The 12,919-nt window shown below is 39.5% G+C and carries 9 protein-coding genes; 4 read left to right on the top strand and 5 right to left on the bottom strand.

Annotated elements, in window-relative coordinates; genetic code table 11:
* The first annotated feature begins 275 nt into the window (after positions 1-275).
* The 4 genes from INE92_RS01915 to INE92_RS01900 are packed head-to-tail and all read left to right on the top strand — an operon-like array spanning position 276 to position 9,032.
* Positions 276-1,817: an RNA-binding domain-containing protein gene (locus tag INE92_RS01915; RefSeq protein ID WP_005818839.1), complete on the top strand. Its 1,542-nt coding sequence runs from the start codon at positions 276-278 to the stop codon at positions 1,815-1,817.
* Between the two features lie 16 nt (positions 1,818-1,833).
* The gene (locus INE92_RS01910; RefSeq protein ID WP_005818837.1) at positions 1,834-2,538 is read left to right on the top strand and encodes a hypothetical protein; all 705 of its coding nucleotides are present in this window, start codon (positions 1,834-1,836) and stop codon (positions 2,536-2,538) included.
* Between the two features lie 32 nt (positions 2,539-2,570).
* Complete coding sequence (locus INE92_RS01905; RefSeq protein ID WP_004312793.1) at positions 2,571-6,044, top strand: helicase-related protein; 3,474 nt, start codon at positions 2,571-2,573, stop codon at positions 6,042-6,044.
* Between the two features lie 12 nt (positions 6,045-6,056).
* Positions 6,057-9,032 (top strand): Eco57I restriction-modification methylase domain-containing protein, encoded by a 2,976-nt coding sequence (locus tag INE92_RS01900; protein ID WP_011109348.1) that lies wholly within the window; start codon positions 6,057-6,059, stop codon positions 9,030-9,032.
* 58 nt (positions 9,033-9,090) lie between these two features.
* Here INE92_RS01900 and INE92_RS01895 read toward each other — a convergent pair whose 3' ends face one another.
* From INE92_RS01895 to INE92_RS01875, 5 genes are all read right to left on the bottom strand, one after another.
* Entirely contained in the window at positions 9,091-10,185 is a 1,095-nt protein-coding gene (locus INE92_RS01895; protein ID WP_080691282.1) for an Eco57I restriction-modification methylase domain-containing protein, read from the bottom strand.
* Positions 10,169-10,822: a master DNA invertase Mpi family serine-type recombinase gene (locus INE92_RS01890; RefSeq protein WP_005818830.1), complete on the bottom strand. Its 654-nt coding sequence runs from the start codon at positions 10,820-10,822 to the stop codon at positions 10,169-10,171. Before INE92_RS01890 ends, INE92_RS01895 begins: the two co-directional genes overlap by 17 nt.
* Before the next feature lie 107 nt (positions 10,823-10,929).
* Positions 10,930-11,577 carry a hypothetical protein gene (locus INE92_RS01885; RefSeq protein WP_004313932.1) on the bottom strand — a complete coding sequence of 216 codons (648 nt, stop codon included), beginning with the start codon at positions 11,575-11,577 and terminating at the stop codon, positions 10,930-10,932.
* A complete protein-coding gene (locus INE92_RS01880; RefSeq protein WP_061448680.1) occupies positions 11,577-12,476 on the bottom strand; it encodes a relaxase/mobilization nuclease domain-containing protein in 900 nt (299 codons plus the stop codon). Before INE92_RS01880 ends, INE92_RS01885 begins: the two co-directional genes overlap by 1 nt.
* Complete coding sequence (locus tag INE92_RS01875; protein WP_004313937.1) at positions 12,460-12,828, bottom strand: MobC family plasmid mobilization relaxosome protein; 369 nt, start codon at positions 12,826-12,828, stop codon at positions 12,460-12,462. Before INE92_RS01875 ends, INE92_RS01880 begins: the two co-directional genes overlap by 17 nt.
* Positions 12,829-12,919 lie beyond the last annotated feature (91 nt).

Here is a 12,919-nt window from a genome sequence, read left to right as displayed (position 1 = left end):
ATATTCAGTGATCTTTACTTCACTTCCTCAAAATCAACAGTATCTCTGTATGAGCAACTTGCGTACACGTGTTGCAATTATATCGCAAATCCGAAAATAAGCATCCATAAGCAACCACAGCTCTTGACTGCAAAAATATAAAATTTTCCAATAAATATCGTGATATAAACGCATAATAATCAAAAGTATGGCACGAATTTAACAGAATCTCCACTTTTATCCTTACCTTTGTACATGATATTGGGGAACTATACCCTAACAATTATAAGGAAACGATGCAAATTCAAAACAATACATTGATAGCGGAATGCTCAGCTTACGATTTCAAGGAAATGTTGGAACGTAAGAAAGTGAAGTCATGGCTCAAATCCGTGTCGGCTTTTGCCAATACAGAAGGTGGCAGTCTGTTCTATGGAGTGAACGATGATGGAGTGATTGTAGGTTTGGAGAATCCACAATCCGATGCTGATTTTATCAGTGAAATGATGAAGGCACGACTTGACCCTGTGCCGGAAGTTCAGCTTATTCCGATAGAACACGAAGGGCATACCCTGCTTGAAGTGAAAGTAAAGGCAGGAACGCTTACACCTTATTACTATTATCAGGATGGGACACGTACCGCATATGTACGAGTTGGCAATGAAAGTGTAGAATGCAACTCCCAACAATTACTTTCGTTGGTATTAAAAGGCACGCACATGACATGGGATTCTCTTCCTACCCAAGTGGATGCCGGCAAACATTCTTTCATCATCCTTGCCAATACTTTCCGTGAGCAAACCCATCAAGAATGGAACGACAAGTATCTGGAATCATTCGGACTAGTAACTCCTGACGGCAAACTGACCAATGCAGGATTGCTGTTTGTGGATAATTGCACGGTATTTCAATCGCGTATTTTCTGCACCCGTTGGACTGGACTCTATAAGGATGATGCCATCAGTTCCGTAGAACATCGGGCTAACCTTGTGCTGCTCTTAAAATATGGTATGGATTTCATCAAAAACTATACCATGAGCGGCTGGGTGAAGATGCCAAACTATCGCCTTAACCTCCCCGACTATTCCGACCGTGCCATCTTTGAAGGACTGGTAAACCACCTTATCCATAGAGATTATACTATAATGGGCGGTGAAGTACATATCGACATTTATGATGACCGCGTAGAACTGGTATCACCTGGTGCTATGCTTGACGGTACACAAATTCAAGACCGTGACATATACAAAGTGCCGTCCATGCGTCGTAATCCTGTCATTGCAGATGTGTTCACACAGTTGGATTATATGGAGAAACGTGGTTCCGGTTTACGCAAAATGCGAGAGCTTACAGAGAAATTACCTAATTTCTTGCAAGGCAAAGAACCGCAATATCAAACGGAAGCGACCTCTTTCTACACCACGTTCTATAATTTGAACTGGAACGAAAGCGGAAGAATACCTGTAGAGGAAGTAGCCAACAGGGTAAATAGTACCCTCGAAAAGTACCCTGTAAACGAAGAAAGTTCGGTCGAAAAGTTCGGTGTAAACACAAAAGAGTTCGGTGTAAATGAAGAAAGTTCGGTCGAAAAGTTCGGTGTAAATGCGGATAAGTTCGGAGATACATCGGAAACACAGAAGAAAGTCAGTAAAACTGCACAAAAGATAATCGACCTCGTTATTTCAGATCCTTCAATCACAGCTGATAATATGGCCAACAAGATTGGTGTAACTAAACGCGCTATAGAGAAAAATATCAAGAGCCTTAGGGGTATGGGAATTTTGGTTCACGAAGGTTCAGACAAGGCTGGTTATTGGCGCATTATTGTTAAACCATAAACAGAACAACAAACCTATGGAGACCTCTTTCATACCACTCTTTGCAATCATAGCCGTTTTGATTATCGCCTTTTTGTTTGCCTCTTTGCCACAGGTAAACCATAAAACGCGATACCGAGTGCTTTATGCAATAGCCATTATCATGCTATTAGCTGTTATCCCTATTAGTGAATATATGGCTGGTGGCATACAAAACTCAAGTAACAATTATCTGCTTGTCCTAATATTCGATATTGCAGTAGGATATTTCTGTATGTACATTGCTGCTTTGCTAAAATTCAACGTTCTTAAACGAAAGAACCAAGCATTAGAAAACGCCTTGACAGAAAAGCAACAAGAAAATGTAGCAATCCTATTGGAGCATCAAAACGAAAAACAACAAGCACTCCGGCAAAGAGAGCTTGAATGGTTAGCTGGGAAAATAAAGATGTTTACCGAAGAAGAACAGGAAGCTATTCTTGCCAGTGCTCTATCATTTGCTGAACATGACTTGATAGTTGCTCCCTCAATAAGCATACAACCTAAAGAAACATGTAGTCAGCAAGAACTAATGTACTTTGTCTGCTCTGCTTTTTACAATATGGATAAAAGTCGTAGTGAAGTTGTGGGTTTCTTATATAAAGTTTTTCCTCTCTATTTTCCAGCAGGAGAAAGTGCATTGGCTAAAAAGATGCCGGGATTGGAAAAAGTAAAAGAGAGGAGAGAGAAAGAATGTAATTAGCGCATATTTTCAAACCATAGAATAGAATTAAAATGAATAATACACTTATAGATAATTCCATAGAAGCACTTTCAATGACAACAACATTGAGAAAATGCTTAGCCATTGATGGTATTAAAACAGTTAGTATTGCCACAGGCTATTGGGATATTCCCGGTTTAGCTATACTACAAGAAAATTTGAGGTCTTTCATTGAAAAAGAAGGAACAACGCTTCGTTTACTTATAGGAAAAGACCCTTATATATACGTAAATCAATTAAAGTCACCTAAATATAAAGATGCAAATTATCCGCTGGACTTCATAAAAACTGATATCCACGAACTTAATGTTACTGAGGAATATAAAGATGCTATACGTCTGCTTCTTGATTATTGTACGGAAAACAATGATTCAAAGATTCAGATTCGTGTATTTCGAAAAAATGAAAATGACGAAACTCAATTTTTACATTCTAAGTGTTACATCTTTGACGGAAAGTCAAACGGCATTGGTATTGGTATCGTGGGTAGTACAAATTTTACACAAAAAGGATTACAAGGTAACGCTGAATTAAACTATATTGAAACAGCTCCAAATCAAGTGTTATCGCTTGATGAAATACCTGGTAATAAATCTCATTTGATATGGTTTAATGAAAAATGGGAAATATCTGAACCTTGGAACAAACAATTCTTAGAACAAATCCTTAAATCTGCACCTATAACAGATGACGTGGAAAAAGAACGCAAAAGTGAACAACAATCATTCACTCCATACGAACTATATATCAAATTGCTACAAATTAAGTTTGGTGACATTGTAGACAAATCACTCGGACAACAGATAGAAACTTATCTGCCAGCGAACATCCACAAACTGGAATATCAAATAGAAGCTGTTAAGAGGTGTATCGGCATTATGCACGAACATGGTGGCTTTATGTTGGCAGATGTGGTGGGACTTGGCAAGACGATTATTGGTACGCTCATCATCAAGCGTTTCTTGTCCGTACCAGAAGACGATGGACGAGAACGTAAAGTATTGGTCATTACTCCTCCTGCCATTCAATCGGGTTGGAAGAAGACTATAGCCATGTTCGACAAAAATTCTGACGAGAAGATTGCGCCATACATTGACTTCATTACAACTGGACGCATCGGAAATGTTGCCGAAGATGAGAGCTGCGAAGATGACGATGACGACAGCCGCGATTCTGGCGATTTTGGTGGAACACTCCAAGAAAAGAATTATGGCTTTATTGTCATTGACGAAAGCCATAAGTTCCGCAACAGTGCCACATTGATGTACCAGTCTCTTGATGAACTGATACAGAAGATTTGTTCTAATACAGGGGTATATCCATACGTGGGTCTTCTTTCTGCCACACCGCAGAACAACCGACCAAACGACTTGAAGAATCAGATTTACCTTTTTGAGAGAAACCACAATGACAGTACATTGAAGAAGGCTGAAAGTGGTAATATCGAAAGGTTCTTTGCAGATGTCAACCGAGAATATGAATTGCTGATAGATAGAAGCAACGACATACCAGCAGATGAGCGCCGCCAACGCTTGGATGCCGTGTCAAAGAGACTGCGTGATTGCGTGTTAAGTGATATTCTAGAACGCCGAACAAGGACTGACGTTGAGAAATATTACAAGGATGATATGGAATCACAAGGCTTGATATTTCCAAAAATTGTTGGACCTAACAATCTTGAATACATCATGGATGACGAGTTGGCTCAACTGTTCTCTGATACTATGACAATCATTGCTCCAACGGAGGCAGAAAAGTTGCAGACTGACGAGTGGCTAAAATATTTCCGCTATCGTGCCATTGAATATTTTACTGACCCTGCCAACGAAAGAAAACATACAGGTCGAGGCAATCGTGGTGTCAACGACGTTGCCAAGCAGCTTGCAACCATCATGCAGATTCTTCTTGTGAAGCGTCTTGAAAGTTCGTTCACTGCTTTCACCCAATCCCTGTTGAACCTGCGACGTTACACAGAGAACATGATTAAGATGTGGGAGAACGACACAATTTTCGTTTGTCCGCAAATTGACGTGAACAAAGAACTTGACTATGAAGCCAAAACATTGAAACGTGGTAAACGTGTTTCGTTTAATGATTGTGTAGAAGACATCAGAGCCAAGATAACAAAATTGACGGAACAAGGGCGTAACGAGAAGGGACAGAATGCAGAATATAACCGCAAAGACTTCAAGGAGGAATACTATATCCAACTGAAAGAAGACTTCCGACTCATTTCTAATCTCTATGATCGATGGGCGAAAAACCCACAAGACCCGAAATTTGATGCTTTCAAAGAGAACATCAAGCCAGAATTGTTTAATCCACAAAAGAATACCTCTGGAAAATTGGTTATCTTCTCGGAAGCTATAAACACGGTACAATCGCTTGCGAGAGCGGTAAAGGCAAAGGGCTATAAGGCACTTGTCATTACTGCTGCCAATCGTGATGAGATGGAACATACGATTGAGGAAAATTTCGATGCCAATTACGAAGGTGTCTGGAAGGATGACTACAATGTTATCATTACAACAGAGGTCTTGGCTGAAGGTGTGAACCTCCACCGTGCCAATGTTATTCTGAACTATGATACTCCTTGGAACTCCACTCGCCTGATGCAGCGCATAGGTCGTGTAAACCGTATCGGCAGTAAAGAGCCTTTTGTCTATGTCTATAACTTCATGCCAAGTGCAGAAGGCGATGCGCAGATTCAGTTGGTTCGCAAGGCACATACCAAGTTACAATCCTTCCATGTCCTGTTTGGTGAAGACAGTAAGATTTTCTCGGAAGAGGAAAGTGTGGTACATTACGATATTGCCAAAGCTGTTGACGGTGAAGAATCACCTTTGCAGAAGTATGTATATGAACTGAAACAATACAAGGATACTCACCCTGAACGTTATCTGCAAATAGAACAAGCTGATAAAGACTGGCAGATAGCACAGGCTGCAAGTGGAACGGCATATTTCATAGTAAAAGCACCACACTCTGCAAGGCTTGCAATTAGAATACGTACAGAAGCCGAGGGTCTGTATAACGCCAAAATAATTTCTTTGCTTGAACTGCTTGAAGATATGCGTGTGAAAGAAAATGCCAAACGTGTTCCATTACCAGATAACTGGCGACAGCTTTCGGCAGAAGCCATAAAGACTTATAACCAATACTTTGTCCGCATCAACAAGTCAAGGGCTGGTGACAAGGCTACGGCTGCAAAAGAAATGTTGGTGAAAATTAACAACACACCTAGTTTATCACTACAATCCAAGATTTTGCTGAAAAATGCTCGTAAGTTTATTGACCGAGGAAGTTTTGATATTATCAAAAAAGTATTGGCTATTGGTCAAGAATTAGAAGAGCGGGGGTTACGTCTCTTTGCCATAGAGCAACAAGATATAGACGAGATTCTGGAGCGAGAAATCGGCAAACTCGTAGCCCATGTGGAAAGTAAACAAGGCGAAGCATCTATTGTATTAGGAACCATCAAGTAAACAAATACCCCCATGAATAAGGAGTCATTAAAAGAATATTTAAGCAGCCGATATCAAGGCTGGAGTTCGTTCCTCAACAATGTTATTTTTCCCATTTTCGGTGAAGATGACTTTGAGGATGGTTTTGAAACAGAGCTTTTGGAGAGTCAGCCCGAACGAAGACAACTGGCAGAAGCGACGGGAATACGCAGCATCAAGCAAGTTGGAATGATGTATGTTGGCGTTGAACCTTTACAGATTTTCGATGTGACAGTCAGCGACCGGGTTATGATGGAGCATAACCGTGTGAACATCCAGCGGCTCATCCGTGCTGTCATGGATCAATTCTCTTGTGCCTTCATGCTGTTCCATTACGAGGATGATACTCGTTGGGATTGGCGTTTCACCTATTGCCGAAAGAGTGGCAACAAAGAAGAATCCACCGACAGCAAACGCTATACGTTCCTGCTGGGGCCTGGTCAGTCATGCCGCACGGCAACTGACAACTTCATAGCTCTATACGACAAAAGGAATTCTCTTGAAATTAAAGACATCGAAAATGCATTCAACGTTGAAGCTCTTTCTAAAGAGTTCTTTGGGAAGTACAAGGCTCAATACGAAGCTTTTGTCAATTACATGGTTGACCCTACAAACGGAATGCGTCAACACTTCATTGATACAGGCTTTGACCATACGGGTATGGCTGCTGACAAAATTCGTGACCGTGAGGAAAAACCCATTCGTGACTATGTGAAGAAACTTCTTGGACGCATTGTGTTCCTGCACTTCCTCCAAAAGAAAGGCTGGCTTGGCGTTCCTGCAAGCAAGGAATGGGGCGAAGGCGATCGTGATTTCATGCTGAATATTTTCAAGAATGCAAATGAACGTCAAAAGGAAAACTTTCTTGATGACATATTAGAAGACTTGTTTACAGAAGGTTTAGACCGTAACCGTTCAGATCAGGGCGACCTTTACGACACAAAAGTAGAAGGCTTCCGCAACTGTCGTATTCCATATTTGAACGGCGGTCTGTTTGAACGTGACATTCTTGACAAGAAGCCCAGTCATTTTCCTGCCAGCTATTTTAATGGCCTGCTGACAATGCTCTCGCAGTACAACTTTACCATCGATGAAAATGACCCAAACGATGCAGAAGTGGGCGTTGACCCAGAAATGCTTGGACGCATCTTTGAAAACCTGCTGGAGGACAACAAGGATAAGGGTGCATTCTATACGCCGAAAGAGATTGTGCAGTACATGTGCCGAGAAAGCTTGATAGCATATCTGCAAACAGACATGAGGGAAGAAGACAAGGAGTGTATACGTCAGTTTGTGACAACTCACGATGCATCCCAGCTGGGCGAATTAAAGGAATACATTGATCAGAAACTGTACGATGTGAAGATATGCGACCCTGCAATTGGCTCTGGTGCTTTTCCAATGGGATTGCTGCGCGAACTGTTCTTCTGCCGTTCTGCTATTGAGCCAAACATTGTAGAGAATGCAGCTAACATTAAACGTCACATTATCCAAAACAACATTTATGGTGTTGACATTGAACGTGGAGCAGTGGATATAGCCCGACTTCGTTTCTGGCTCTCACTGATTGTTGACGAAAAGTCACCAGAGGCTCTGCCTAACCTTGATTTCAAGATTATGCAGGGGAATTCCCTTCTGGAGCAATATAAGGGTGTTGACCTTTCAACGATGACAGAAAAGAAAATAGGAGCTGGTGAAAGTCTAACTTTCTTTGATAGCATGTTAGATGTTTATCGCAAAAATCTACGCGACAAACTTACTGAATATTACGCTTGCCCTGAACATGACAAGAAAATGCAGCTGAGAAAGGACATTGCAGATATTGTAAAGCAGGAACTCGTTGAGCAAGGTATTCATATTGATTTTGAAGATATGGACTTGTCTGCAAACAGTCAGTTCTTCCTCTGGCATACCTGGTTCCATGATGTTTTCTCACGACCCTCAAAAGAGGGCTTCGATATTGTCATTGGCAATCCACCGTACGGTGCTAAAATTTCATCTATAGACAAAGCATGCTTCAAACATATATTTACATCTGCTCAAACTATACCTAATATACAAAAAGGATCTTTAGATACTTTTTCGCTTTTCATTGATTTAGGTTACCAAATATTACACACTAAAGGAAATGCAATCTTTATTGTTCCACTAAGTGTTACTGCTTCCGATGCAATGTCAGGACTTCATAGACTACTAATAAATCACTGTGACGAAATCTATGTCAGTTCATATGGAGACAGACCACGCCGTATATTTGAAAGTGCAGAACAACAAGTATCCATTATTAGTTTTAAAAAATCCAGCAACAAGGCCACAAGAATTATGACTACGCATATCAACAAACGCTATTCTGATGAATCTCTGTGGTTACTCTTAGATGACCTAAAGTTTGTAAATGCCCTTCATCATATTCGCAATGGGAGAATTCCAAAGATAGGCAATGAAATAGAATTAGGAATATTATGCAAATTAGAGCGTTGTGTCACAACAATAAAAGATGTGTATAAACGAGAAGGTTTACCTATTTATTACCGGAAGGCAGGTGGTAGGTACTATAAAATAATAACTAAGATTCCTACTCATTCTTCTGCAGAAGGGGAATTGAAAGTCAGAGAAAAATATCAAAGTCTTGTAGGAGCAGCCTTGTCAAGTAACCTTTTCTATTGGTTTTGGCTGATACACTCAGATTGGCATAACCTACGATCATCCGAATTAGAAATGTTTCCTATCCCATTCGAATCATTTTCAGATGAAGAACTTGATAAAATAAATACTTTATATGATACTTATCTTAATGATTTATATTCAAAGAGCCAGACAACTAAAACGGGACTGAAATGTTTTTTTGCAAGACAATCTAAAATGCATATTGATGCAATTGATAAATTTATTGGAGAAAAATATGGTTTATCTGAGATTGAAATAAAATTTTTAATCAATTATGACTATCAATATCGAAATGCTGAATAAGCATTAATTCTGAAAGGAAAGATTATGATAATTGGAGGGATTATCCTCCAATTATCATTCATTCTCCAGCCAACCTAAATTCTAATTCGTAATTTTTGATAAAATCGGTTTCCTCCTGCGTCAATCCGTATAGCGGACAGATGTAGTCATCTATCTCATCAATGATGGCTTTGGAGCGTACAATTTTGTATTCCTTGAATGAATCAACATTATAGGTGGACTCTCCAGAAGTTATTCTGATATTAGCTTTTGCCTCTATGTCAGAAAGATAACGAGAATACAACTTGTCAAGATAGTCAATATCCTCAGCTGAGAGCTGTGGAACTGTGAAATTCTCTATCTCGTATGTCTTCCAATTTAAATTATCAGAAAAGATCTGATAGAACCAAAATGACAAACTGCTACTGAGTATGCAGCCAACAGCATCTGCGATTTTGGAATTAGCGAAATAGATAGTTCTCTCTGCTGATGAACCGGTACTATAATTTGTTACGACTTTGAAATATCGCCCTCCTGCAAACCTATATATGATTGGACTCCCTGAAGTCTTGATAAGAGATCCTAACTTTGTATAGTTGAAGAGTTTGTTTAAGATGGTTTTCTCTATTTCAGAACCTATCTTTGGAATACGACCATAAAGTGTTTGCCCTTTCACATCAACAAATTGCAAATTATCAATGAGCCTTTGTAATTCAAACTCATTCCCTCTTCTGTGCATCTTGGTTGAGAAAAGATACTGACATGGCGTTTCAGTCTTCTTAAAAAGAAGTATCGAAGTGTTTACTACAGCGTTCTCAAAAACAGGCTTAGGACGTACTGCATACGATGATATGTATATGGTATCACAGTTTCCCATCAAAAGACGGTGTACGCCTGTTAGGGAATCACTTGATGTCAAGGATATTGGAACGATATAGGCAAAACTCCCATTCTTCCTAAGCAGATTGTATCCCAATTCTATGAATAGTGTATATGTATCAAGAGACCCCTTCTGTAATCCTCGGATGCTATTTGCCGTCACATAGGTATTCTTATAATACCTCTTTGTTTGGTTGTCGTATTTCGCTCCGTACGGTGGATTGCCAATGACAATATCGAAGCCCTTTTTTGAGGGTCGCTTCTGTAGTACATAGAAATCAATGATAGATACCATACTCTTCCCATCCTTCTTGTTGACAGTTTATAGGCAAATGAAGCCCCGTATAAACGAGATAACGATATAATGTAGTTTTTGATACTTTCAATCTTTTAGATATAACTGTTTTTTCTGTTCCTTTAGCCAATTCTTTTACAATATAATCGTGCTTGTTGGCACATTTGGGATTAAGTCTACAACGAAAGCCACGACAATGTCCGAGCATTGCCCCTTCTGCTTTTTTTCTCGCTAACGCCTCTTTTGTACGTTGACTGATAAGATTGCGTTCAATCTCAGCTGACAATCCGAAAGCAAAGGCAAGGACTTTACTTTGTATATCTTCCCCAAGTCTATAGTTATCTTTAATTGTCCATACCTTACATTCTTTTGTCATACAGATATTCAAGATTTCCATAATCATAAAAAGATTGCGTCCAAGACGTGAAAGCTCACTACAGATGATAATATCATCTTTGCGTACTTTACGCAGTAAACGTCCAAGCTGTCGTTTTGTGTAATTTTTCGTTCCACTAATAGTTTCTTCAATCCAATCGCCAATTGTCAACTCATTATTATTACAGAAATTACTTATCTCAAAACGTTGGTTTTCTACAGTTTGTTTGTCACTGCTTACTCTAATGTATCCGTAAATCATAACTCTTAAAATTATATTAATATACACCAATATAAAAAATTCCTTCACAATTGATTAAAATGTAAAGGGATAAATTGGAGCAAACAGTATATACGTAGAAGCATATACTAATTTTCCCCTTTTATTGCTATCTGCTTTTCTATCAAGTTCTGATTCTGTTCCTTCACTGCCCTATACATAGAATAATACGCAAAGCTCTCTTCCTTATACTTCATACTACTAACAGAAACAGCAACGGCCCATATCATAATAACGACAATGAAGACCATGACATATCGTAGCTTAATATGATAGCCATATATAAACAACCCACTGATATTAGGTGGAATAACGGTTACAGGGCTTTTCAATTCATTGATTTTTGCTAATATCTCATCCTGCCGTTTCAATATACATCGGGTATTAGTTTCGATAGTTATACGATTCTGATTGTAATCGCAAACGTGCCGATAAAGATATTCAAGAAGTTTGGACTTCTGCTTGAATAAATCAATGAGTTTCGGAAACCATAGCGAAAACGGCAATGTGTTAGGCTGCTGTTGCCAGATATGTTTCTTGATCACAGACAAGGCTTCATTCCAGCAAGTACAGAAACTTTTGGCAATTCCAGTATAAATGGTCTTTTCATCAAATTCCACTTTTACAGATTGTTCCGATTTAGAAACAGTGACATTCTGTTTTTCAATACACTCTTTCAGTTCACTGATACTTTGGCGCAAATTTGCAAGATTTGCAGCTATTACATCTTCTTTCATTATCTTCTACGTTTTGAAGGTTTATAAAAAGGTTCGCTTCTTTGGTTATCCTTGTCTTTATCATCCCGCCCGCCTTGTTCATTGTTGGTTCCTCCACCTCCACCGGGAGTTATGACTTGATGGGGTTGAATAATCAGTTCCGCAGCTACATCACCCAACATAGTGCAAAGGTTGTTGAAGCTCAAATCACGGTCAAGTTTAGAACCAGCAATGCTAAATTCATCCATACAAAAGGATATACCACGAATTTTATCAGAGTTCTCAGCATGATTAAAACGCATATCTATGCCCTGACCTTTGAGCGTACTAATAAAGTCATTCCAAGAACGAGAATTTACCTGCGCATCAAGAACTGAAGAACGAAGATTATACTTCCGTAATTGGTGAGGACGCAAACGACTTTTATTTCTGGCTTTACTATTTTTAGGGGCAAAGTAAAATCCATACTCTTTAGTCAAAGCACGACAAACTTTTGCATTGCATATTCTTTCATTGCTGTCAGAAATAAGATTGCCTTCATTGTCTATCCGATTGAATACCAAATGGCAATGAGGATGTTTCGTGTCGTGATGCCGGGCTATGATATATTGAGTATTACGAATCCCCATTTGTTCCATCCATTTCTTGGCAATCTCCACCATCAGCGCATCTCCTTCTTCATTATCGGGAAAACGGCTAATGTCTTGCGAAGAAAAAGCAAGTGATACGTGTTTCACCGGACTTTTTACTTTCGGGCGCATGGATGCTTGTATCTGAAAAAAATCAGCGATGGCTTTATTACTAATGGTGCAGACTCCTTCGTGTGCCAAAAGTGTGGCACTCTTTTTCTTGTTCTTTTGGTCATTGGCGTAATTCACTATTCCTCCAAAATCGGTTCTTGTTTTAATCTTTGCTATCATGGCAGTTGTTCTTCACTTGGGTGATGATTCTATTGACTTCTGATATGATTGAGAAGCATTGTTGCTTGACAGCTTCCAAACCATAAGTGTGCATCTGGTGGGCAATCTGATTGACATTATTGGCGATACCGGAAAGGTCACGAATAGCCGATACCATTTCAGGACTGATGCGTTGACAGACTTGACAATCCATTGCAGCCTGATGGCAAAATTCATTGACAGACAATCCAGCCTGCTCCGCTTTGGATTGGATATAAATGTAGTCGTTCTCGGTAAACATTACCCGAAAACATTTCGTGCGTTTCTGATAACTCGCCAACTTAGGGCGACCACCAAGTTTCTTATCCTTCATACTTATCTAAACTTTTATGTTCATAAATTGATTTTTTGAGAGTGGCTGTTCTATCCGCTTGCCGCATAGGTTTTAGTGACACTAAAACACA

Source organism: Bacteroides xylanisolvens (assembly GCF_018289135.1).
Lineage (GTDB): Bacteria > Bacteroidota > Bacteroidia > Bacteroidales > Bacteroidaceae > Bacteroides > Bacteroides xylanisolvens.
This window is presented reverse-complemented; position numbering and strand designations above follow the sequence as displayed.